The 20,885-nt window shown below is 68.5% G+C and carries 24 protein-coding genes and 1 tRNA gene; 11 read left to right on the forward strand and 14 right to left on the reverse strand.

Annotation, left to right across the window (positions count from 1 at the left end; genetic code table 11):
* Nucleotides 1-20 precede the first annotated feature (20 nt).
* Nucleotides 21-695 carry a hypothetical protein gene (locus F9C11_RS05550; RefSeq protein WP_409183824.1) on the forward strand — a complete coding sequence of 225 codons (675 nt, stop codon included), beginning with the start codon at nucleotides 21-23 and terminating at the stop codon, nucleotides 693-695.
* 43 nt (nucleotides 696-738) lie between these two features.
* The gene (locus tag F9C11_RS05555; protein WP_409183825.1) at nucleotides 739-1,059 is read left to right on the forward strand and encodes an antibiotic biosynthesis monooxygenase family protein; all 321 of its coding nucleotides are present in this window, start codon (nucleotides 739-741) and stop codon (nucleotides 1,057-1,059) included.
* Between the two features lie 36 nt (nucleotides 1,060-1,095).
* Here the strand turns inward: F9C11_RS05555 and F9C11_RS05560 are convergent, their stop codons facing one another.
* The 5 genes from F9C11_RS05560 to F9C11_RS05580 all read right to left on the reverse strand — a co-directional run bounded on the left by F9C11_RS05560 (nucleotide 1,096) and on the right by F9C11_RS05580 (nucleotide 4,737).
* Nucleotides 1,096-1,581 carry a G1 family glutamic endopeptidase gene (locus F9C11_RS05560; RefSeq protein ID WP_409186823.1) on the reverse strand — a complete coding sequence of 162 codons (486 nt, stop codon included), beginning with the start codon at nucleotides 1,579-1,581 and terminating at the stop codon, nucleotides 1,096-1,098.
* Nucleotides 1,582-1,596: 15 nt separating this feature from the next.
* Nucleotides 1,597-1,809: a hypothetical protein gene (locus F9C11_RS05565; RefSeq protein WP_409183826.1), complete on the reverse strand. Its 213-nt coding sequence runs from the start codon at nucleotides 1,807-1,809 to the stop codon at nucleotides 1,597-1,599.
* A 199-nt stretch (nucleotides 1,810-2,008) separates the two neighbouring features.
* Entirely contained in the window at nucleotides 2,009-3,064 is a 1,056-nt protein-coding gene (locus F9C11_RS05570; RefSeq protein WP_409183827.1) for an ABC transporter substrate-binding protein, read from the reverse strand.
* 1 nt (nucleotide 3,065) lies between these two features.
* Nucleotides 3,066-3,944, reverse strand: coding sequence for an ABC transporter permease (locus F9C11_RS05575; protein ID WP_409183828.1), 879 nt, complete (start codon nucleotides 3,942-3,944; stop codon nucleotides 3,066-3,068).
* The gene (locus F9C11_RS05580; RefSeq protein WP_409183829.1) at nucleotides 3,934-4,737 is read right to left on the reverse strand and encodes an ABC transporter ATP-binding protein; all 804 of its coding nucleotides are present in this window, start codon (nucleotides 4,735-4,737) and stop codon (nucleotides 3,934-3,936) included. Before F9C11_RS05580 ends, F9C11_RS05575 begins: the two co-directional genes overlap by 11 nt.
* A 157-nt stretch (nucleotides 4,738-4,894) precedes the next feature.
* Here F9C11_RS05580 and F9C11_RS05585 point away from each other — a divergent pair, with 157 nt between their 5' ends.
* Nucleotides 4,895-6,511, forward strand: coding sequence for an ATP-binding protein (locus F9C11_RS05585; protein WP_409183830.1), 1,617 nt, complete (start codon nucleotides 4,895-4,897; stop codon nucleotides 6,509-6,511).
* Entirely contained in the window at nucleotides 6,508-7,164 is a 657-nt protein-coding gene (locus F9C11_RS05590) for a response regulator (RefSeq protein ID WP_409183831.1), read from the forward strand. The genes F9C11_RS05585 and F9C11_RS05590 overlap by 4 nt, the downstream gene beginning before the upstream one ends.
* A gap of 543 nt (nucleotides 7,165-7,707) precedes the next feature.
* On the opposite strand, the gene F9C11_RS05595 is transcribed toward F9C11_RS05590, so the two are convergent.
* Nucleotides 7,708-8,361, reverse strand: coding sequence for a hypothetical protein (locus tag F9C11_RS05595; protein ID WP_409183832.1), 654 nt, complete (start codon nucleotides 8,359-8,361; stop codon nucleotides 7,708-7,710).
* A 121-nt stretch (nucleotides 8,362-8,482) separates the two neighbouring features.
* A complete protein-coding gene (locus F9C11_RS05600) occupies nucleotides 8,483-9,319 on the reverse strand; it encodes an SDR family NAD(P)-dependent oxidoreductase (RefSeq protein ID WP_409183833.1) in 837 nt (278 codons plus the stop codon).
* 66 nt (nucleotides 9,320-9,385) lie between these two features.
* Here F9C11_RS05600 and F9C11_RS05605 point away from each other — a divergent pair, with 66 nt between their 5' ends.
* Together F9C11_RS05605 and F9C11_RS05610 are read left to right on the forward strand one after the other, a co-directional pair.
* Entirely contained in the window at nucleotides 9,386-10,138 is a 753-nt protein-coding gene (locus F9C11_RS05605) for a trypsin-like peptidase domain-containing protein (RefSeq protein ID WP_409183834.1), read from the forward strand.
* A 12-nt stretch (nucleotides 10,139-10,150) separates the two neighbouring features.
* Nucleotides 10,151-10,372: an RNA-binding S4 domain-containing protein gene (locus F9C11_RS05610; RefSeq protein ID WP_409183835.1), complete on the forward strand. Its 222-nt coding sequence runs from the start codon at nucleotides 10,151-10,153 to the stop codon at nucleotides 10,370-10,372.
* 320 nt (nucleotides 10,373-10,692) lie between these two features.
* Here F9C11_RS05610 and F9C11_RS05615 read toward each other — a convergent pair whose 3' ends face one another.
* Complete coding sequence (locus F9C11_RS05615; RefSeq protein WP_409183836.1) at nucleotides 10,693-11,634, reverse strand: Ldh family oxidoreductase; 942 nt, start codon at nucleotides 11,632-11,634, stop codon at nucleotides 10,693-10,695.
* A gap of 92 nt (nucleotides 11,635-11,726) precedes the next feature.
* Here F9C11_RS05615 and F9C11_RS05620 point away from each other — a divergent pair, with 92 nt between their 5' ends.
* The gene (locus tag F9C11_RS05620; RefSeq protein ID WP_409183837.1) at nucleotides 11,727-12,008 is read left to right on the forward strand and encodes a DUF2277 domain-containing protein; all 282 of its coding nucleotides are present in this window, start codon (nucleotides 11,727-11,729) and stop codon (nucleotides 12,006-12,008) included.
* Nucleotides 12,009-12,016: 8 nt separating this feature from the next.
* Here the strand turns inward: F9C11_RS05620 and F9C11_RS05625 are convergent, their stop codons facing one another.
* The 3 genes from F9C11_RS05625 to F9C11_RS05635 form a co-directional block, all read right to left on the reverse strand.
* Nucleotides 12,017-12,214 (reverse strand): KTSC domain-containing protein, encoded by a 198-nt coding sequence (locus F9C11_RS05625; RefSeq protein ID WP_409183838.1) that lies wholly within the window; start codon nucleotides 12,212-12,214, stop codon nucleotides 12,017-12,019.
* Nucleotides 12,215-12,407: 193 nt separating this feature from the next.
* A tRNA-Ser gene (locus tag F9C11_RS05630) sits at nucleotides 12,408-12,492 on the reverse strand.
* A 2-nt stretch (nucleotides 12,493-12,494) separates the two neighbouring features.
* Nucleotides 12,495-12,986, reverse strand: coding sequence for a MarR family winged helix-turn-helix transcriptional regulator (locus F9C11_RS05635; RefSeq protein ID WP_409183839.1), 492 nt, complete (start codon nucleotides 12,984-12,986; stop codon nucleotides 12,495-12,497).
* 516 nt (nucleotides 12,987-13,502) lie between these two features.
* Between F9C11_RS05635 and F9C11_RS05640 the strand changes: the two genes are divergently transcribed.
* Both F9C11_RS05640 and F9C11_RS05645 read left to right on the forward strand, forming a co-directional pair.
* On the forward strand, nucleotides 13,503-14,435 hold the full coding sequence (locus tag F9C11_RS05640) for a neutral zinc metallopeptidase (RefSeq protein WP_409183840.1): 933 nt from the start codon (nucleotides 13,503-13,505) through the stop codon (nucleotides 14,433-14,435).
* A gap of 20 nt (nucleotides 14,436-14,455) precedes the next feature.
* Nucleotides 14,456-15,433 (forward strand): NAD(P)H-quinone oxidoreductase, encoded by a 978-nt coding sequence (locus F9C11_RS05645; protein ID WP_409183841.1) that lies wholly within the window; start codon nucleotides 14,456-14,458, stop codon nucleotides 15,431-15,433.
* An 8-nt stretch (nucleotides 15,434-15,441) separates the two neighbouring features.
* Here F9C11_RS05645 and F9C11_RS05650 read toward each other — a convergent pair whose 3' ends face one another.
* Nucleotides 15,442-16,641 carry a cysteine desulfurase-like protein gene (locus F9C11_RS05650; RefSeq protein WP_409183842.1) on the reverse strand — a complete coding sequence of 400 codons (1,200 nt, stop codon included), beginning with the start codon at nucleotides 16,639-16,641 and terminating at the stop codon, nucleotides 15,442-15,444.
* A 91-nt stretch (nucleotides 16,642-16,732) separates the two neighbouring features.
* Between F9C11_RS05650 and F9C11_RS05655 the strand changes: the two genes are divergently transcribed.
* Nucleotides 16,733-17,311, forward strand: coding sequence for a bacterial proteasome activator family protein (locus tag F9C11_RS05655; protein WP_409183843.1), 579 nt, complete (start codon nucleotides 16,733-16,735; stop codon nucleotides 17,309-17,311).
* Here F9C11_RS05655 and F9C11_RS05660 read toward each other — a convergent pair whose 3' ends face one another.
* Nucleotides 17,312-18,469, reverse strand: a complete 1,158-nt coding sequence (locus F9C11_RS05660) for an epoxide hydrolase family protein (RefSeq protein WP_409183844.1) — start codon at nucleotides 18,467-18,469, stop codon at nucleotides 17,312-17,314.
* 87 nt (nucleotides 18,470-18,556) lie between these two features.
* Nucleotides 18,557-19,816 (reverse strand): polysaccharide pyruvyl transferase family protein, encoded by a 1,260-nt coding sequence (locus tag F9C11_RS05665; RefSeq protein WP_409183845.1) that lies wholly within the window; start codon nucleotides 19,814-19,816, stop codon nucleotides 18,557-18,559.
* A gap of 114 nt (nucleotides 19,817-19,930) precedes the next feature.
* Between F9C11_RS05665 and F9C11_RS05670 the strand changes: the two genes are divergently transcribed.
* Nucleotides 19,931-20,884, forward strand: a complete 954-nt coding sequence (locus tag F9C11_RS05670; RefSeq protein ID WP_409183846.1) for an ABC transporter permease — start codon at nucleotides 19,931-19,933, stop codon at nucleotides 20,882-20,884.
* Nucleotide 20,885: the final 1 nt, after the last annotated feature.

Consider the following 20,885-nt stretch of genomic DNA (forward strand, 5'->3'; position numbering starts at 1 on the left):
GCGCGTCCTACCGTATCCACGTGGCTGACGAACCAGTGCCTGCCTGGCGGCGGGCGACCAAAGGCGAGACCCGATGGCCCGCGGCGGCTGTCGTCATCGGAACCCTCGCCCTGCAGCTCGCGTTGCCCGACGAGATGGTGCTCCACCCGTGGTGGCTGCTGCCGTCGCTGACCGCCGTGTTGATCGTCGCGCTGCTGCTGCTGAATCCGGGCCGGGTCACCGAGTTCAACATCGTCGAGCGCATGGTGGCGCTGACCGCGCTCGCCGTCGTCAGCGTGCTCAACGGCGCCTCCGCGGTGCAGCTGGTGATCGGGATCGCGCAGGGCGCGCAACGCGGGCACGCGGTGCAAGTGCTGATCAGCGGCGTGGTCATCTACTGGACCAACATCGTCGTCTTCTCGCTCTGGTACTGGGAGTTCGACCGCGGCGGCCCGGCCCGGCGCGCGGCCGGCCACGCGGACTTCCCCGACCTGCAGTTCCCGCAGATGAGCGACCCGTCGATGGCCAAGGCCGAATGGGAACCGCGGTACCTGGACTACCTCTACACGTCGTTCACCAACGCCACCGCGTTCAGCCCGACCGACGTCATGCCGCTGCGGATCTGGGCGAAGATGACCATGATGGTCCAGGCCGGAATCTCGCTGCTGCTCGCGCTGATGGTGTTCGCCTGGGCAGTCAACGGACTCCAGGGGTGAAACCCGCTGGCCCGGCCCGCGCCCGCCCGGTATATCTCCGGGCATGGAGCTTCCCGAACCGCCCTACTACGCGGTGATCTTCACGTCCCGGCGCACCGACAGCGACCGCGGCTACGCCGAACGCGCCGCCTATCTGGCCGAACTCGCCGCGAAGCAGCCGGGCTACCTCGGCATGAACTCCGTCCGCGACGAGTCCGGGCTCGGCATCACCGTGTCGTACTGGCAGGACGAAGACTCCATCGCCGGATGGCGCACCAACTTGGAACACGCCGAAACCCGCGAGCAGGGCCGTGCCGAGTGGTACCGCTCGTTCGACGTCCAGGTCTCCCGGGTCGAACGCGCTTACCGGTTCGAACGTCCGTGAGGGGAGCCCTGAGGGACTTCCCTCAGGGCTCCGCCGCTACTGCCGGTTCATCGAGAAGCTCTGACCGTCCGAGCCGATCGGACCGGGGACCCAGGTCGCGCTGCCGCCGTCGTCCGCGTTGAGGCCCTGCGGGCTCGTGTCGACGAGGTTCTTGCCGTCGAACTTGACCCCGTCGAATTTCACGCCGCCGTTGATCGCCGGGTACGAATCGGTCGGCGATTCGATGATCGCCTCCGCCGAAGAGTGCTTGGCGTTCAACGACTGCGTGGTCGTTTTGGTCCAGCCCTGAGTGTCGTTCCGCAGGTCGAGTTTGTAGCTGTTGCTGCTGCGCGTGACGGTCGCGGTGATGTGGTCGCCCGCCTTCACCGGCGCCTCGCTCGCCGAGTAGTACACCGGCGCGGCCGGGTACATTTCGTACCACGCCTGGTATTGCGGGCTGCCGCTGGAACAATCGGTCGCGACGCCGGTCTGCTCCACAGTGGACGATCCGTCGCCGTCGATGCCGACCCACGGCGCGAACAGGTCGTTGCTGGAATTTCAGGTCGCCGCCGGTTCGGTCCAGCCCGCGGTCGCGGTGGTGAAACTGCCGAAACTGACGTAGCCGCCCCAGTTTCCGCCGGAGTAGTGGTTCCCGTGGAAGTGCTTGCCGAAGGCGACGGGCCCGGCTCCCGCGCCGGCGACGAGGGTCGCGGCCGCGAACGCGCCGGCCGCCAGCAATCCGAGGGGACGACGGAAAGATCGTGAACTCATGGGCGTCCAATCTGGTCACGGGAGTGCCTGCGCGTACCAGTGTTGAATTTCGCCCGCCCGGGCTGGTAGCTACTTTCGAAGGGTATTCACATCCCGGGAAATCTTCACCAAATGTCCTGATTCTCCTCTGCGTACCCGGAAGTCCGTGCCCGCCCGCCAGGGGAGGCGGCGGGCCGGCACGGACTCCTTCCGAAGTGGACTACCGCGCCGTACGGGCGTGCGCGGCGTCCACGAACTGGGTGGTGTACGTCTTGGACAAATCGATCTTGTCCTTTTTGGGCTTCACGTTGCTGGACGACGCGCCCAGCACCTTCAGCACGTTCTGCGCGCCGGACGGGTCCATCCGGCCGTCCTTGGTGAACATCGGCAGACTGTCCTTGAGCGACTTGACGTACAACGCCTTGTCCCCGCCCGCGAATGACGGCGGCATCAGATCGGCCACCTCTTCCGCGGTGTGCGTGGAAAGCCACTGCAGCGAATTCACGTACGCATTGGCGAGTTTCTGCACGACGTCCGGATAACGTTTCACGATTTCGCAGCTCATGTACAGCGAACTCGCCGGATACAGTCCGCCCAGCGCCGCGCGCGTGCCCTCCGGCGTGCGCATGTCGTAGAGCACCTTGGCCTGTCCGGTGTTGGTCAGCTGCGCGATCGTCGGGTCGGTCGTCATGCCCGCGTCGATCGAACCTTGTTGCAGGGCGGAGATAAACGTCTGCCCGGCCCCGACCTTCACCGGCGTGTAATCCTTGCTGCCGACCCCGCCGCGGCTGGCGAGCGCCTTGGTGAGGAAATCCGTCGACGAACCCAGCGACGTGACGCCGAGATTCTTGCCGCGGAAATCCGCGCCGGACTTGATGTGCCCGGCCTTCGGGGTCGCGACCATTTCCGCTTCCCCGGGAACATTCGCGAACTGCACCACGCTGGTGATGCACTGGTCCTTGGCCTGCAGGTCGATCGTGTGGTCGTAGAACCCGATCACGCCCTGCACTTCCCCGGCCAGCAGCGAGGTTTCCGCGTTGGCCCCGGACGGCTGGTCGAACAGTTCGACGTCCAGTCCTTGCTTCTGGTACTCGCCCAGCTGCTTCGCGAGCTGCCCCGGCAGGTAGATCACTTTGGACAGTCCGCCGACCATGATCTTGATGTGCGGCCGCCCGCCGTTGCCGAGGTCGATCTCCCGGGAATCCCGGCAGGCACTCACCCCGGCCACGGTCACCAGCGCGGCCGCCGCGACCGCGAGTGTCCTTTTGAGCCGCATGTCAGATGTCCCGCCGTCCGTCGTCGGCCGACATCTGCGGACGCCAGCGCAGCAGCTTGCGCTCGGCCGAACCGATCAGCCATTCCGCGAACAGCGCCACGACCATGATGACCAGCATCCCGGCGTAGACCCCGGCGGTGTCGAAGGTGCCCTGCGCGTTGGCGATCAGGAAGCCCATGCCCGCCTTGGCGCCGGTGTACTCGCCGACGACCGCACCGATCAGCGCGAAGCCGAACGCCACGTGCAGCGACGAAAGAATCCACGAAGTCGCGCTGGGCAAAACGATCGACTGCAGCACCTGCCACCGCGTCGCACCGAGAATGCGAGCGTTGTCGATCAGGTTGCGATCCACTTCGCGAGCGCCGGTGAACGCGTTGAAGAACACCGCGAAGAACACGAGTACGAAGACCGTCGCGACCTTTGAGGACAGTCCGAGACCGAACCAGATCACGAACAACGCGGCGAGCACGATCCGCGGCATCGCGTTGGCTGCCTTGATGAACGGAGCCAGCACCTCGGCGAGATACGCGCTGCGGCCGAGGATGACCCCGCAGATCACGCCGGCGACCGCGCCGAGCACGAAGCCGATCACGGCCTCCTCGACGGTGACCAGGATCTGGTACCAAATGGTCCCGAAGTCGGTTCCGGTAGTGAACCATTCGGTGAGCCGTTGCCAGATCTTCGACGGCATCGAATAGAAGAACGGGTCGATCCAGAACCGGCCCGCCAGCTCCCACAATCCCAGCCAGGCCACGAGAATCGCCAGCCGCAGCAGCCAGACGTTGCGCTTGTGCCGTCCGGCGGAGCGCTTCGCGCGGGAAAGAATGTCTTGTTCGGTTTCGAAGACCGGCGTCGGCGCGGTCTGAATTTCAAGCGACACCGGTCGCTCCCTTCTGGCGGGCCTTGTCGACCTCGCCGCGCAGCGATTCCCAGATGTCGGAGTAGAGCTTGCGGAATTCCTCGGTGAGCCGCAGGTCTTCCACCTTGCGCGGTCGTTCCAGCGGGATCTCGAAGACGTCCTTGACCGTCGCCGGGCTCGTGGTCAGCACGACGACCTTGTCCGCCAGCGCGATCGCCTCGTCGAGGTCGTGCGTCACGAAGATGACCGCGGCGCCGGTGCCGGACCACAGCCGGAGCAGCTCGTCCTGCATCAGCGCGCGGGTCTGGACGTCGAGCGCGGAGAACGGCTCGTCCATCAGCAGGATTTTCGGCTCGGTGACCAGCGTCTGCGCCAGCGCGACGCGCTTGCGCATGCCGCCGGAAAGCTGGTGCGGATAGTACTTCTCGAACCCGGCGAGACCGACGCGGGCGATCCAGTCGGCCGCCTTCTTCCGGGCGTCCTCTTTGGACGCACCGCGGAACCGCGGCCCGGACGCGACGTTGTCCAGCACCGAACGCCACGGCATCACCGCGTCGGTCTGGAACATGTAGCCGACGCCGTCCGGAATGGACTTCACGTCTGAGCCGTGCACGACGACCCGGCCCGCCGACGGCGGCTGCAACCCGGAGACCAGGGACAACGTGGTGGATTTGCCGCACCCGGTCGGCCCGACCACGGCGACGAACTCCCCCGGTTCGACGGTCATGGTCAGCTCGCGGACAGCGGTGTGGACAGAACCTGATCCGCTCGGGAACCTTTTGGTGGCGCCGATCAGTTCGATGAGTGGGGCCATCGAGGTGACTCCTTCGTCACGGTGGGGACTCGCTCGAGGCAGGTTAAGAGCGGGTGTCGTGACGGAGAAGCTTGTCGACGTTCTGCGTGCGCTCTGCGCGTTCTCCACGTTTTGCTCGTTTAGCGCACAGCGCTGAGCTGGGGGTATGTTCCCTGGCATGCCGAAGTGGGCGCTCTTTCCGCGGATGCGGTTCACCCGTCAGGTGCTGCTGTTGCAGATCGGCGTGGTGGTCCTCGTCGTGGGCCTCGGCGTCGCGCTGGTCAGCTCGCTCCTGCGCTCGACGCTGTCGAAGCAGTACGGGGAACGCGCGCTGGCGGTCGCGAAGTCGGTGGCGACCGAGCCGGTGGTCGTCGCCGACGCCGCCGCGCGCAACCCCAGTGCCACGCTTCAGCAGCGGGTGCAGGCAGTGACCAAGGAGAACAACGCGCTGTTCGTCGTCATCACCGACGATCACGGCATCCGACTCGCGCACCCGAAGCCGGATCTGGTCGGTCAGGAAGTGAGCACGCCCTGGGAACAGGTGATCGCGGGCAACGATGTGGTGAGCGAGTTCCGGTCCGGCACGTTGGGTCCGTCGGTCCGCAGCAAAACCCCGATCCGGCAGGGCTCGCGCGTCGTCGGCGAGGTGAGCGTCGGCTACGAGATCAGCGAGCTGACCAGCGAGTTCAACCGGCTGCTGATCCTGACGATGATCTTCGGCGGCGGGGCACTGGCACTCGGCGCGGGTGCGTCCGCCCTGCTCAACCGCCGTCTCCGCCGGGTCACGCACGGCCTCGAACCCCACGAACTGACCGAGCTGCTGTACGAACACGAAGCTGTCCTGCACGGCATCGGCGAGGGCGTCCTGGCCGTCGACGCGGAGCACCGGGTGACCGTCCGCAACGACGAAGCCGAACGTCTCCTCGGCACCCCGCTCCCGGTCGGCACCCCGCTGGAGGACCTGGACCTGTCCCCGCGAGTGCACAAAGCCGTCGCCGAAGGACGTCCCGTGGACAACCTCCTGGCGGTAGCCGGGAACCGGGTCCTGGTGATCAATTCCCGTGCCGTGCAACGGGAGGAACGCGCGCTGGGCACCGTGCTGACCTTCCGCGACCGCACCGACCTCGACACCCTCACCCGGGAACTCGACGGCATCCGCTCGCTGTCGGACGGCCTGCGCGCGCAACGGCACGAGTTCGCGAACCGCCTGCACACGCTGTCCGGCCTGCTGCAGCTCGGCCACCACGCCGAAGCCGAGGAATACCTGCAAACCCTCACCGAAACCACCGCCTCGAGGGCAGAACCGCTCGACGACCGGATCACCGATCCGTACCTGCAAGCCCTTCTCGTCGCGAAAACCGAGCAGGCACAAGAAAAAGGCATGGAACTGCGGCTGGCCGACGACGCCTGGGTCCCCGCCTCGGTGACCGACCCGATCGCCGCGGGCACCGTGATCGGCAACCTGGTCGACAACGCATTGCACGCCGCGCGCATGGGCCCGCGCCGACCCGCGTGGGTCGAGGTCGGGCTGCTGGCCGATGGGTCCACTTTGCACGTGTCCGTTGTAGACAGTGGACCAGGCGTCGACACTGCCTTACGGGACAAGCTTTTCGACGAGGGAGTGTCCACAAAGCTCAGTCCCGGCCACGGCCTCGGACTGGCCTTGGCCCGCCAAGCCGCCCGAGCCCGCGACGGCGACGTCTGGCTCGCCGACCCCGGCGGCACGACGACCGGCGCGTTGTTCGTCGCCAAACTTCCCGGCCTGCTGGACCGACCCGAGGAGACCGACGCATGATCCGCACCCTGATCGTGGACGACGACTTCCGCGTCGCCGGCGTGCACGCGGGATTCGTGTCGGAAGTACCGGGATTCACCGTCGCCGGGGTCGCGCACACCGCCGCCGAAGCCCGCGCCCGGGTGCGTGAACTGGCCCCGGACCTGGTGCTGCTGGACGTCTACCTGCCGGACGAGCCCGGCCTTTCGGTGTTGCCCGACCTGAAAACGGACACCATCGTGCTGTCCGCCGCCACCGACGCCGCGTCGATCTCCGCCGCGATCCGCGCGGGCGCGCTGAACTACTTGATCAAGCCGTTCACGACGCGCCAGTTGTCGGAACGGCTCACGTCGTACGCCCGCTACCGCGGCCTGGTCAGCACCGAACGCCCGCTGTCCCAGGACGACGTGGACCGAGCCTTCCGCGCCCTGCACGACCAGGACCGCGCGGCGTCGCCAAAGGGCCAGTCCAGCGCGACGGCACGCCTGGTTTCGGAGCGACTGCGAGATTCGCCGACCCCGCTGTCGGCCGCCGAAGTAGCCCGCGAACTCGGCATGGCCCGCGCCACGGCGCAGCGTTATCTGACCGCGCTGGCAGAGTCGGGAGCAGTGGAAATGCGCCTCCGCTACGGCGCGACAGGACGCCCAGAACACGAATACGCCTGGATCGGCTGACCCCGACGGGCGGCGATGCGTTGGCCAGCCCAGTCCTGCTCGGCCGACGTCAGGATGCACGAGTTCGCCGATCACAGCCAAAGTCCGCTCGCTGCCGGATAGATCCGGCGAAACTCCCGCGCCCCAGCAACTCCGCAATCGCTCGTCACCGACCGAATTCGGCTAGTTGCCCGCGAACCCGCCAGCCGTCAGCGAACTCCACCCACCACAGCCATAACTCGCTCGCCACCGACCGAACTCGGCCAGCTTCCCGCGAACCCCCAGCGAGTCAACAGCGGTCAGCCCGCCAGCCGCCGAAGGATTTCGCAGCGCTCACCAGCCACCAGCGAACCCCACCCACCACAGCCACAACCCGCCCACCACCGACCAAACCCCGCCAACTCCCCAGCGAGCTAACCGCAGTCAGCTCACCAGCCGCCGGAGGATTTGTCTGCGTCCGCCAGCCGTCAGCGCAACCCACCCACCACCGACCAAACCCGGCCAACTCCCCGCGAACCCCCAGCAAGCCAACCGCAGTCAGCCCGCCACCCGCCGGAGGATTTCTCAGCGTCCGCCAGCCATCCGCTGTGCCGCGTCGAGCCAGGGTTTCCAGTCGAGGAACTCGCTGATGCCCGTTCGCGCCGGGGTCTTGCTCGGGGCGGGCGTCTCGAGGTCCGCGCGCGGGGCGGCCTGGTCCGCGGGTTCCGGGGCCGTCGCGCGCGGGGCGGTCGAGCGGGCCGGGTTGTGTCGCTTCGCCGGGGTTTGGCGCGAGGGCACCGGGACGTACACCGTGACCGGCGGCGCGGTCTGCGGCGCCGGGGGCGTGCTCGACGACGGGGCCGGGAGCTGCTGCTCCGCGATCGGGACGCGCTGTTCGGCCTGCACGACGGCGTCGTCCGCGGGCTGGCCGGGAAGCGTTCCGGTGAAGAAACCGCCGGCGAGCCAGCCGAGGCCGACCAGGAGCACCGCGAGTCCGGCACCCACCCACACGCGGGCTCGCCGCCGGGACGCCACCGCGCGCGGGCGTTCCTCGGTCGGCGCGCATCCGGCGATGACCGGGATCTGCTGGGTCGATTCGCAGCTCGTCTCCGGCGCGGCCTCGTCCTGCGGGCGCGGTTCGCGCGGCAGGCTCGCGGCGATGATGCCGGTGCGGTCGACCAGTTCCCCGGAGGCGCGGTGAGCGGGCGCGGCCAATCGGCGCTCGGCAAGGCGCAGCATCGAGGGCTACCTCCGGGGTGCGGACACACGAGTGGACTGGCAGCATTCTGCGGCATTTCCGCACGCGTCGGCGAAAATGCAACTCTATCGAGTGATCAAGAATGCGGACAGTCGCGAAGCGTTATCCGTTCCGCTCGACGCGTTTGAGTCCCTGGCGCGCCAAAACCGCGAGCGGACGCTGGTAGGCCGAACCGAGCACGCGGGGGATCGCGTCGATCACGTACGCGTCCGGTCCGATGAGGATCCGCGCGGACCGCCTGCGCACGCCGCGCAGGATCGTCTCGGCCGCTTTCTTCGGTGTGGTAAGGGCGATCTTCTCGAATCCGGCCGCTGCCTTGGCTTGGTCGCCGCCCGCTCCGCCGCGGGCGTTGCGGGCGATGTTGGTCTTGATCCCGCCCGGATGCACGCAGCTGACGCCGACCGGATGCCGCGCCGCGAGCATTTCTTCGCGCAGCGACTCGGTGAATCCGCGAACGGCGAACTTCGCCGCGTTGTAGGCACTCTGCGTAGGCACTCCGACGAATCCGAACACGCTGGAGATATTGACGACGTAGCCGTCGCCGGAGGCGATGAGATGCGGCAGGAATGCCTTCGTGCCGTTGACGACCCCGCCGAGGTTGACGCCGAGCAGCCAGTCGAAATCCTCAAACGTCATGTCCTCGACCGTCGCGCCCAGCGCCACCCCGGCGTTGTTGACGACGAGGTTGACCCGGCCGTGCTCCTGAACGACGTCCTCGGCGTGGGCGAGAACCGCGGCGCGGTCCGCCACGTCGAGGGAATGGCCCCGCACTTCGGCTCCGCGTTCGCGGGCTTCGCGCACGGTGCCGTCGAGTCCTTCGGCGTCGACATCGGACAGTTCGAGGAGCGCACCGTGCAACGCGAGTTCGAGCGCCAGCGCCCGGCCGATGCCTGAGCCCGCTCCGGTGATCACTGCGACTTTGTTCGAGAAGTCCTTCATCGTCTCCCCACCCTGGTCTCACCGTGTTCTCTGATACTAGTGACGAGGACCAGTACAGGAGGTGGCATGCGGCGCACGGTGATCGGGCTGTTCGCACTAATGAGTGCGAGCGGCACCATCGTGGCATGCGCTGAGCGCGCGGCGGACGAACCGACGGTCACGACGTCGCCCCCGGCGAAGCCGATCCACGCGTCCATCGGCGCACTGTTCGTCGACGGCTCGCATTACTGCACCGCGAGCGTCGTGCACAGCCCGCGCGGGGACGAACTGCTCACCGCAGCACACTGCATCCACGACGGCGAAGGCGGCGGCTACCTGGCCAATGTCACGTTCGCCCCGGGTTTCCACGACGGCGTCGCGCCCTACGGATACTGGCAGGTCGGGAACGAACTGGTCGCCCAAGGTTGGATAGATTCGTCCGATCCCAACCTGGATGTCGGCTTCGCGACCGCCCGCCAAGACGGCTCGCCCGAACCGCTGGAAGCGGTGACCGGAGCCAACCAACTGGGCACGAACGGCCCCTTCGCGCGCCCGGTGACCGTGGCCGGCTACCCGGACGGCGTGGACGAGGTGGCCACCTGCGAAACGCACACCCAGCAGCAAGACGAACACCAGATAAGAGTCGACTGCCCCGGCTTCGCGACCGGCACGAGCGGCAGCCCGCTGGTAGCGGACCCGTCGCCGGACACGAAAACGGGCACAGTAGTAGGCGTGATCGGCGGCTACGAGGGCGGCGGCTACACCGACGACGTCTCGTACTCGAGCTACTTCGACGACCAGGTAGCCGAGCTGTACAACCGAGCAACCACGATGCCGTGACATGATGCGGCGATGAGCACGCGCGACGTCCCGATCACCGGCGAACCGATCCGGCTGGGCCAATTCCTGAAACTGGCCGACCTCGCGGACAACGGCTCACACGCGAAAGACCTGATCGACGCAGAAGAGGTCACCGTAAACGGCGAGGTAGAAACCCGCAGAGGCCGCCAACTAGCAAACGGCGACGTAGTAGCGGTAGGCAACGAGAAGGCCCGCGTCGCCCTAGAACACTGACCCCCCTGCGCCAGCAGGCCCGTGAGGCCACCTTCACAGCCTCAGATTCTCTCAGAGCCCCCTCACAGCCCTAAAAACAGGCACCGGTGCACCCAAACAGCGAGGCACCCAGCCCCAAAACCGCAGCCAGTGCACCCAAAGAGCGAGGCACCCAGCCCCTCCCCCAACCCCGATACAAAGCCGCCCTGCGGTTCGGGGGTGCTTGTCAAGGCATCTTTCCCGCCTTGACAAGCACCCCCGAACCGTCAGCACAATGGGGCTTCGGGGTGCCCCACGCAACCAACGAGGCGCAATGTCGCCCGCCAGGGCGACGAGCCGACTCACCCCACAGTAGTCAACGGCGCCAACCCAACCTTCAACGCCAAAGAATCCAACTGCCTCCGCACCGCCCCAGGCAACGGCACCCCCAACGCCCGGCACTGCTCCAGATACTGAGCCTCCCGCCACCCGGGATACCGAACGGGCGCCCCGCCCTCCCACCCGAGCATGCTCCCGAACACCGCACTGGCAGCCCGATAAAACCCATCCGCACTACGCAACGTAGTAGGCGCGATCGCCAACACCAGCAACCCGGTGTCGTGCTCATGATCGGCAACCCCGGACAACACCCCAGCCAGCACGTCCACCATCAACGCGAACCCAGCGAACCGAGGATCCCGAGCCGCATCAGCAAGATCGACATCGAACACGAACTCCGGATAAGCCCCAGCCGGAGCGGCCATCCCCAACGGATGCACCGGCTGATCGGCATACCCTCCAGCCGCCATCACCATCCCGATCATCCCGTGCGGCAAGGCCCGCGCCGCGTGATGCCCGACCCGCCCGAACGGCCCGACCCCGCGCACCGACAGCAGCCCCACCCCGAACCGCCCAGCCCGCTGCACCGCCCGATCCATCGCGTCCCCCACCGCCCACAGCCCGGACGCACGGCGGTAATCGACAAGCGCCGCGGCCCCGCGGTCCGCGATCAGCAGTGGCTGCGCGGCCGGACTGACCAATCCGTTCTCGATCGCGGGCAGATGCACGCGCGTCAATTCGCCGACGCCGGTTTCGGGCGCGCCGGTGAGATCGCCGTGGCACAACGCTTCCGCGGCGGGCCGCGCGCGTTCTTCGGGAAAGCCTTGTGCCATCAGGACAACGGAGACGAGCGTGACCAGTTCGTCGACGGGAACGCGGAGCCAGGCCTGCTCGGGAATCGGGGTGTCGGCGGGAACTTCCGGGACGGGGCGGCTGAGCCGGGGAGAACGTGGTCTGAGGGGCACTTCATCAAGGTTGCCGGGCTGTCTCGGACCCCGTCAACGAGGTTGGCCCTAGAGTGTGATGCGGTCAGCCGCAGAGACGTACCCTGAACCGCATGTGCCGAAACATCACGACGCTCCGCGGCCTGCAGCCCGCCGCCACCACCGAAGAGATCGAAGCCGCGGCGCGCCAGTACGTGCGCAAGGTGACCGGGGTGCAGTCCCTTTCGGACGCGACGCGCGAACCGTTCGAGGCGGCGGTCGCCGAAATCGCCCAGATCACCGCTCGGCTGCTGGAAGAACTCCCGCAGCGCCGCCAGCCGCCGGCGACCGTGCCGCCGCTGCGCCGCCCGGAAGTCCAGGCGCGGATCGCGCAGCGCGAGGCCAAGAAAGCCTGACCCCGCAATCACTCCACGGCCTGTCCCGGGAACCGCGGCTTGATCTCCTGGTTGAGGTAGCGCCCCATGCTGTCGGCGGCCATCAGCTCGCGATGCACCCGCTCGGGCACGAGGTGGTAGCGGTACACGCCGCCGTCGCGGAAGCCGATTTCCAGCACCGACTTCGCGGCGTCGTAGCCGACGTCGCGAATGACGGAAGACTCCACGGGAACCCGGCGCACAGCACAGCCAGGGTACCCGCGCAGCCGTCGGGTCCGGCACCGCGGAAGGGCGACCAATGCCGCCTCAGCGTTCACCCAGTCGATCGAACCGACCGGTCACCGCGCGGCCCCGAAGCACAACGGCCCCGGTCTCCCGCGGCAGGCGCGGAATCCGGGGCCGGACACTCGAGGCGTCAAGCGGAAGCGGAGGGATTTGAACCCCCGGTAGGTTTCCCTACGGACGCTTTCAAGGCGTCTGCATTCGGCCGCTCTGCCACGCTTCCTTCTAGGTCAGGGTATCGCGCCGTCCTTCGACGTCGTCCAGGTGTTCGAGGACCCGGGTGAACGCCGTGGCCACCGCGGTCTGCTCGTCCGGCGTCAGCAGGTCGATCAGGTGCTCGCGGGCACCGCGCACGTGCGTCGGCGCGGCTTCGTCCAATACGCGCTGGCCCGCGTCGGTCAGCGCGGTCAGCACGCCGCGTTTGTCCTCCGGGTCCGGACGGCGCGTGACCAGCCCGGCGACCTCCAGTTTGCCGATCTGATGCGACAGCCTGCTCTTCGTCGAGCCCAGCTGCGCCGCCAGTTCCGTCATCCGCGTGCACCGGTCCGGCGCGAGGTTCAGGCACACCAGGACCTCGTAGTCCGCGAGCGAGATGCCGTGGGTTTCGGTCAGTTCGCGGTGCAGCCGCTGGCGCAGCCGCAGCGACGCGACGATGTAGGCCCGCCAGGCGTGCTGTTCGGCCGGGTCGAGCCAGCGCACGTCCTGGTCATCGCTCATGTCCGGAAGCGTAGAAGGCCCGTTTCGCCGCCGGCGTTTCGGCCCGCCGTGAAATTTCCGGCCGAACTTCCCCCAATGGAGGGTTACGAAAAGGTTGAGACTCGGCGCGAAGAAGCGCATCCTCGGGAGGCAGCGGAGGGACGACGAGGATCCGCGGAGCGCGCCGAAGGGCACGCCGGGCCGCGTTTCCCCCCCGGGAAAGGCCAGGTGGTGGCATGGCAGGTAGTTCCCGCGGTTGACCGCCCGCTGTGTCCCCGCGATCGGCACGGCCCCGTTCCGGTTCGGTCGCGATTGCGAACAGCACGAGCACCCCGTGCGCTCCGGCATCGGCCACGCGCACCCGGCGTCGTTATGCCGCTGCTTCTCTTCGCGGCCTCGGCACCGCGAAGGCAGCGCCGGACGTCGAGCCCGCCGGTGGCCAACCGCTGACAACGAAACCTCGGTAGTACCTGGGTGCGGCCCCAGCGCAGGGGCCGCACCCAGCCTTGTTCCCGGGTTTGCGGCTACCCTTTCCGCGTGCGATTCGACGACAACGCGGATCTGGACGCATCCGAAATCCAGGACATGCGCGGCAGCGGCGGAGGCGGCGGCATCGGCGGCCGCGTAGCCCTCGGCGGCGGCGGACTTGGCCTCGTCGGCCTGGTCATCTACTTCCTGTTTTCCCAGTTCGGCGGCGTCCCCAGCACCGGGACCTCGCCCGCGGCCGGCGGGCTCGGGCTCAGCGACGTCCAGTCCGGGCAGCAGCTGGACGCCGGCACGCTCGCGAAGAAGTGCAAGACCGGAGCGGACGCGAACCGCGACCACGACTGCGCGATCGTCGCGGTCGTCAACTCCATCCAGGACTACTGGACGCAGGAGTTCTCCCGCTCCGGCCAGACCTACCGCAAGGCGACCACCCGGTTCTTCACCGGCGGCGTGCGCACCGGCTGCGGCGGCGCGACCTCGGACACCGGCCCGTTCTACTGCCCGGCCGATTCGTACGTGTACATCGACCTGTCGTTCTTCAACGAGCTGAAGACCCGCTTCGGCGCGAAGGGCGGCCTGTTCACCGAGGCGTACGTGCTGGCCCACGAATACGGCCACCACGTGCAGAACCTCACCGGCACGTCCAAACGCGGCACCGGCACCGGGCCGACGTCCGGTTCGGTCCGGCTGGAACTGCAGGCCGACTGCTACGCGGGCGTTTGGGCCAACCACGCCAGCACAACCCCGACCAGCTCCGGCAAACCGCTGGTCCAGGACGTCACGCAGGACGACATCTCGCGCGCGCTGGACACCGCGTCCCGGATCGGCGACGACTACATCCAGAAGAACCTCGGCAACGGCCACGTCGACAAGTCGAGCTTCTCGCACGGCACCTCGGCGCAGCGCGAGAAATGGTTCACCACCGGCTACCGCACCGGACAGCCCGCGAGCTGCAACACCTTCAGCACCAACGACCTCGGCTGACCCGGGATACAGTCGGGCGCATGCACGCGATCACGATCCGCGAACCCGGTGCCCCTGACGTGCTCGAATGGACCGAGGTGCCCGATCCGGAGCCCGGTCCGGGCGAGGTGCTGGTGGACGTCACGGCCAGCGCGGTCAACCGCGCGGACCTGCTGCAGCGCCAAGGCAACTATCCGCCGCCGCCCGGGGCGAGCGACATCCTCGGCCTGGAATGCTCCGGCACGATCGCCGAACTCGGCGAGGGCGTCGAGGGCTGGCAGGTCGGCGACGAGGTGTGCGCGCTGCTTGCCGGCGGCGGTTACGCCGAGCGCGTCGCGGTCCCGGCCGGGCAGCTGCTGCCGGTGCCCGCCGAGGTCGAAACGGTCGCCGCGGCCGGGCTGCCCGAGGTGGCCTGCACGGTGTGGGCGAACGTCGTGATGCACGCCGGTCTCGCCGAGGGCGAGGTCCTGCTGGTGCACGGCGGCGCGGGCGGCATCGGCACGCACGCGATCCAGGTGGGCAAGGCGCTCGGCGCGACCGTCGCGGTCACCGCGGGTTCGCCCGAGCGGCTCGAACGCTGCCGCCAGCTCGGCGCGGACCTCACGATCAACTACAAGGACCAGGATTTCGTCGAGGTGCTGCGCGCCGAGACCAACGGCGCCGACGTCATCCTCGACAACATGGGCGCGAAGTACCTGGACCGCAACATCGACGCGCTCGCCGCGGACGGCCGTCTGGTCATCATCGGCATGCAGGGCGGGGTCAAGGGCGAGCTGAACATCGGCAAGCTGCTGGGCAAACGCGCGAGCGTGTTCGCGGCCGGGCTGCGGTCCCGTCCGCTCGACCAGAAAGCGGCGATCGTCGCGGACGTCCGGAACCGGTTGTGGCCGTTCGTGGAACAGGGTTCGGTGCGGCCGATCGTCGGCGACGTGGTGCCGATGGCCGAGGCCGCGTCCGCGCACCGGATGCTCGAGGAGGGCAGCATTTTCGGGAAGGTCCTGCTCGCCGCGAAGTCCTGACGCGGGCCTCAGCGCAGTTCTTCGAGCACCCGCACCAGCTGGTTGATCTCGAACACGTTGGAGTAGTGCGCGAGCCCGATCCGCACCGCCCCGCCGACCTCGCCGACGCCCAGCGACGCGAACACGCCGCTGGTGCCGTCGTCGGCGAACGCGCACAAGCCCTGCGACGCCAGGTATTCGGCGACCTGCGACGCTTTCGCCCCGGCCACGGCGAACGCGAGCGCGGGGATCCGGCGCATCGCGTCGCCGATCACCATCACGTGCCGCAGCGAACGCAGTTCCGTGGACAGCTGCGCGAGCAGGCCCGCGTGGTACGACTTGGCCGAGCCGAGCGACGTCACGAGGCGTTCGCGCCGGGATCCGGTGGCAGCGTCGTCGAGTCCGGCGAGGTAGTCGATCGACGCGACGAGGCCGGCCAGCAGCGGGTACGCGTGCGGGCCGAGTTCGAGCCGCGCGGGACCGGTGGCGGCCGGGTCGAGCGACGCCGACGCGATGCGTTCCAGCAGCTCCGGCTCGCGGAACACGAGCGCGCCGACCGACGGGCCGCCCCACGAGGGAGCGGACACGACCATCACGTCGGCCCCGAGTTCCTGCAGGTCAAGCGGTACGAACGGGGCCGCGTAGGTCGCGTCGACCACGACGAGCGCCCCGACGCGCTTGGCGAATTCGATCACCGTCGGCACGTCCGGCCGGGTCCCGACGGACCCGGACGCCAGCGTCACCGACACCGCTTTCGTCCGCGCGGACACGAGGTTCTCGTACTGCCACGCGGGCAGCTCGCAGGTCTCGATGTCGATCTCGCTCCACCGCACGACCGCGCCGACGCGTTTCGCGGCGCGCCGCCACGGCGCGATGTTGGCCTCTTCGTCGAGGCGCGAAACGACGATCTCGTCGCCGATCGTCCAGCGTTCGGCGAGCGCGTCGACGAGACGGCGCAACAGGACCGGCGCGCTCGGGCCGAGCACGACGGCAGCCGGGTCCGCCCCGACCAGATCAGCCACGGCCCGGCGGGCCGCGGTGACGATGCTTTCCGCCCGCTGGGAGGCCGGAAACGCTCCGCCCGGCCCGGACACCGGCGCCCGCATAGCTGTCGAAACGGCCGAAGCGACCTGTTCGGGCACGAGCATTCCGGCGGCGCCGTCGAAGTGAATCCAGCCGTCGCCAAGCGCGGGGAAGAGCCCACGGATACGAGCGACGTCGAACGCCATGGGGACACCGTACGGACGTGCGGTTTCGCGGTTGCCGCGGGGTTGGGCAGAACGGCCGCTAGGCTCGGGTCAGGACCGCTGACCGACGGGGATGGAGCATATGAGCGAGCCGAACTTCGGGGGAACGGGCGCAGCCAGGGACGCGGAGGCGCCGCGCGTGGTCGTGGTCGGGCCGGACGGCGTCCCGGTCGGCACCGCGCAGGCGGCATCCGAGGGCGAGGAGAACGAGTCCGTCGGCGACCTGGTCGAGGAACCGGCCAAGGTGATGCGCATCGGGACCATGATCAAGCAGCTGCTGGAGGAGGTCCGCGCCGCGCCGCTGGACGACGCCAGCCGCAACCGCGTGCGGGAGATCCACCAGACGTCGGTGCGCGAGCTGGAAGAGGCTCTCGCACCCGAACTGCGCGAGGAACTCGAACGCCTGGTGCGGCCGTTCACCGAGGACGAGACCCCCTCCGACGCCGAGCTGCGGATCGCGCAGGCCCAGCTCGTCGGCTGGCTGGAGGGGTTGTTCCACGGCATCCAGACCGCGCTGTTCGCGCAGCAGATGGCCGCGCGGGTGCAGCTGGAGCAGATGCGCCGCGGCCTGCCCGCGGGGTCGTCCGGCTCCGGCGGCCATCCCGGGGAGGGGCACGGGCACGGCATCACCGGAACCGGACAGTACCTCTAGCTACCTCTGGCTTTTCGCGGAGAAGAACGCTCGGAGATCCCCGATCAGCAGATCGGGTTCTTCGAGCGCCGGAAAGTGCCCGCCGCGCGGGAATTCCGTCCACCGGACGATCCGGTCGGTGCGCTCGGCCAGGTGCCGCAGCGGGAGCCCGATGTCGTCCGGGAACACCGCGACCGCCGTCGGCACGGTCGACGACGGCGGCGGCGCGCCCCACTGGCCGTCCTGGTCGGCGTAGATCCGCGCGGACGACGCGGCGGTGCGGGTAAACCAGTAGAGCGAGACATTGGCGAGCAGATCGTCCCGGTCGATCAGGTCGTGATCGGCGTTCGAGAAGGCCCGGAACTTCTCGGCGATCCAGGCCAGCTGGCCGGCCGGGGAGTCGGTGAGCCCGTAGGCAAGCGTGTGCGGCTTGGTGGACTGGATCATCGCGTAGCCGAGGCCGGTCTGCTGGAAGGCCCGTGACTTCGCCAGCGACCGCTGTCCCTGCGCCAGCTCCGCGCCGCTGAGCCCGGCGAGGTCGGCCTCGCTGCGCGCGACCGCGGACGGCAGCATCGTCACGTGCGCCCCGATGATCCGGTCGGGGAACTGGACGCCGAGTTCGCGCGAGATCAACGCGCCCCAGTCGCCGCCGTGCGTGCCGAATTCCGGGTAGCCGAGCCGGGTCATCAACTCCGCCCACGCCCGCGCCGTGCGCGCCGGACCCCACCCGCGGTCCGGCGTCGGCCCGGAAAAGGCGAACCCGGGAACGGACGGAACGACCACGTGAAACGCGACGTCCGGGTCGCCGCCATAGGCCCGGGGGTCGGCGAGGGGGCCGATGAGGTCGAGGAATTCGACGATCGAGCCGGGCCAGCCGTGCGTGAGCAGCAGCGGGACAGCGTCGGGTTCAGGGGATTTCAGGTGCAGGAAGTGAATGTTGGCGCCGTCGACGGTGGTGGTGAACTGGGGGAAGCCGTTGAGGCGTTCTTCCTGCGCCCGCCAGTCGAAGCCCAGCCGCCAGTAGTCGGCGAGGTCTTGGACTTCGGGGACCGGAATGCCCAGCTCCCACGCCGGGTCGTCGAAGGGGTCCGGCCAGCGGGTGCTGGCGAGCCGGCGGTTGAGGTCGTCCAGGTCGGACTGCGGGACGTGGACGCGGAACGGGGTGACATCGTCGGTCATGCCGGAAAGCTATGCGCGATTGCGGACCGTTCGAGTCCTCAATCGGGATCGCTCAGTGGCGCGTCCCGGTAACGGCGTCCGTCCCGTTCAGTTCCGGATCCGCCGGGACCACCGTCGCCGCTGGGCGGGCGGCTCCACGGGCGCCGGCGGCTCCGGCTGCGGCTGCGGCTCCTCCTCGACCGGGCGGATCACGGGCGCGTAAACCTGTTCGGCGATCTTCCGCTTGCTTTCCTTGAAGTCCGCCAGCGTCTGGTCCGCGTAGCCGCCCGCGTTCGGGCGGTCCGGAACCTGCGAGAGGTCTTCGAGCAGCGTCCAGTTCGAGCCGAGGTCGGCCAGGGAACGATGCTTCGTGGCGTAATAGTCCGGGTGGATGCTCACCGCGACGCCGGAGGCCCCGGCCGCGGCCGCGAGCATGTGGACGTGGAACCGGGTGGAAATCCAGGTTTGTTCCGGTCCGGCGGGAAGACCGTGCGTCCAAATGTGCGAAAACGGATAAAACCGAGCACCCGGCAATTCGCGCTCGAGCAACGCGAAGACTTCGCGGTCGACTCGGGGCACTCCCTCGACAATGCCGATCTTCGCCGGATCGATCTTCCAGGCGCGCAGCATGGAAAGCACCGCGCCCGCCACCGCGCCGATGCCGACCTCCACCAGGTCGGATTGCAGGCACAGCATCACTTCGGGCAGGTCTTCGGAATGGTCGTACCGGTCCGGCCCGATGGTGAGGAAGGCGTCGTCGAGGCCGATCGGGCGGCCCAGCAGATCCGCTGACGCGCTGTCGCGGACCTCGACCACCTCGAACCGGTCCGCGAGCGCTTTCACCAGCGGCACCGAGCCTTCGCAGGCGGGCAGCAAGCCCTGTCCGGTCATCGCCGCCCGGCCGCCGGAACGCTCGACCGCGGCGACCGCGCCCGCCAGCAAGCCGATCTGCTTGGGCCACAGCTTGTTGATGTACCCGCCGCCGACGACGTGCACCACGTCGGCCTTCGCCAGCAGCTCGACGCTGTGGTGCAGCCGCGGCATCATGCCCGGGTTGTGCACCGCGTCGCGCACCCACGCGGCGGAGCGCCACGGGTCCTCGTCCGGAGCCTCCCAGCACAGCCGCCACAACGTGTCGGTGAACTTCGCCCGCGGATGAATGCCGTCGAGCAGGACGCTCGCCGGCCCCGGCGAGTGCGTGTCGACCCACACGTCGGCGTCCGGGGCGGTCTCCGCGAGATAGCCCAGCCAGCCGGCGGTGATGAGCTCGTCGCCGTAGTTGGGGTGGCCCACAGGTGCGACCAGGTGATACTGCGCACGGGAAGAAACAGACTCCGGGTGCGAAGTGCTGATTTCGGGGACCGGCATTGGCTTATCGTAACGTTGCGCACACTGCGCCGGTCAGCACGGGTGAGAACGATCGGGGCGGCCGCGCGACGGGTCGGGCCTAGCCCGCCTCGTCCCATCGGTACCCTCGTCCACGTGCATGCCACCAGCACGGTTCACGCAGCCGAACCCGATGTCTCGACTCCGGTTCCACCGGCGTCGGACAGCAAGACGTTCGCGCGTGCCATCGACGACATCAAGACCGGTTTCGCCGCCCGCGAGCTTTGGACCCATCTCGGCTGGCAGGACATCAAGCAGCGCTACCGCAGGTCCATCATCGGGCCGTTCTGGATCACCATCAGCCAGGGTGTCATCGCGCTCGGTCTCGGCCTGCTGTACTCGCAGCTGTTCCGGACGCCGATCGAGGTGTTCCTGCCCTATCTCTCCACCGGCTTCATCATCTGGGGCTTCATCCAGGGCTGCCTCACCGAAGGCATGGAGACGTTCATCGCGAACGAGGGCCTGATCAAACAGGTCCCCGCGCCGATCAGCGTGTACGTGCTGCGCACGATCTGGCGGCAGACGCTGCTGCTGGCGCACAACATGATCGTCTACGTCGTGCTGCTGATCATTTTCTTCTCGGCGCTCGATTCCCCGTATTCGCTGGGGTCGCCGGACGGCGCGTGCCTGCCCGAGAAGTACTGCCACCCGGGGTTGAGCTGGAACATTTTCCTCGCCATTCCCGGTTTCGTGCTGCTCGCGCTCACCGCGGGCTGGGCGGCGCTGCTGCTCGGCATCATCTCGACCCGGTTCCGCGACATTCCGCAGCTGATCAATTCGCTGATCCAGCTGATGTTCTACGGCACCCCGATCGTGTGGCCGGTCGACCAGCTGCTGTCCGGCGGCGCGCGGGACGGCGCGTCGTGGGCGCTGCCGATCATCAAGCTGAACCCGCTCTACCACTACATGCAGGTGGTGCGGTCGCCGCTCATCGGACAGGCGGTGACCTGGACCAGCTGGGTCGTGGTCGGCGGCATCACCATCGTCGGGTGGGGGCTCGCGCTCGTCGCCATGCGCAATTACCGGTCTCGCGTCTCGTATTGGGTGTGAC

The sequence above is a fragment of the Amycolatopsis sp. VS8301801F10 genome, assembly GCF_046195355.1.
Lineage (GTDB): Bacteria > Actinomycetota > Actinomycetes > Mycobacteriales > Pseudonocardiaceae > Amycolatopsis.

Coding starts and splice junctions, on each gene's coding strand:
- F9C11_RS05555 (WP_409183825.1), top strand. CDS start 739: ATGGAGCTTCCCGAACCGCCCTACTACGCGGTGATCTTCACGTCCCGG.
- F9C11_RS05605 (WP_409183834.1), top strand. CDS start 9,386: ATGCGGCGCACGGTGATCGGGCTGTTCGCACTAATGAGTGCGAGCGGC.
- F9C11_RS05585 (WP_409183830.1), top strand. CDS start 4,895: ATGCCGAAGTGGGCGCTCTTTCCGCGGATGCGGTTCACCCGTCAGGTG.
- F9C11_RS05610 (WP_409183835.1), top strand. CDS start 10,151: ATGAGCACGCGCGACGTCCCGATCACCGGCGAACCGATCCGGCTGGGC.
- F9C11_RS05600 (WP_409183833.1), bottom strand. CDS start 9,319: ATGAAGGACTTCTCGAACAAAGTCGCAGTGATCACCGGAGCGGGCTCA.
- F9C11_RS05595 (WP_409183832.1), bottom strand. CDS start 8,361: ATGCTGCGCCTTGCCGAGCGCCGATTGGCCGCGCCCGCTCACCGCGCC.
- F9C11_RS05650 (WP_409183842.1), bottom strand. CDS start 16,641: ATGGCGTTCGACGTCGCTCGTATCCGTGGGCTCTTCCCCGCGCTTGGC.
- F9C11_RS05660 (WP_409183844.1), bottom strand. CDS start 18,469: ATGACCGACGATGTCACCCCGTTCCGCGTCCACGTCCCGCAGTCCGAC.
- F9C11_RS05570 (WP_409183827.1), bottom strand. CDS start 3,064: ATGCGGCTCAAAAGGACACTCGCGGTCGCGGCGGCCGCGCTGGTGACC.
- F9C11_RS05565 (WP_409183826.1), bottom strand. CDS start 1,809: ATGAGTTCACGATCTTTCCGTCGTCCCCTCGGATTGCTGGCGGCCGGC.
- F9C11_RS05590 (WP_409183831.1), top strand. CDS start 6,508: ATGATCCGCACCCTGATCGTGGACGACGACTTCCGCGTCGCCGGCGTG.
- F9C11_RS05645 (WP_409183841.1), top strand. CDS start 14,456: ATGCACGCGATCACGATCCGCGAACCCGGTGCCCCTGACGTGCTCGAA.
- F9C11_RS05655 (WP_409183843.1), top strand. CDS start 16,733: ATGGAGCATATGAGCGAGCCGAACTTCGGGGGAACGGGCGCAGCCAGG.
- F9C11_RS05620 (WP_409183837.1), top strand. CDS start 11,727: ATGTGCCGAAACATCACGACGCTCCGCGGCCTGCAGCCCGCCGCCACC.
- F9C11_RS05580 (WP_409183829.1), bottom strand. CDS start 4,737: ATGGCCCCACTCATCGAACTGATCGGCGCCACCAAAAGGTTCCCGAGC.
- F9C11_RS05665 (WP_409183845.1), bottom strand. CDS start 19,816: ATGCCGGTCCCCGAAATCAGCACTTCGCACCCGGAGTCTGTTTCTTCC.
- F9C11_RS05635 (WP_409183839.1), bottom strand. CDS start 12,986: ATGAGCGATGACCAGGACGTGCGCTGGCTCGACCCGGCCGAACAGCAC.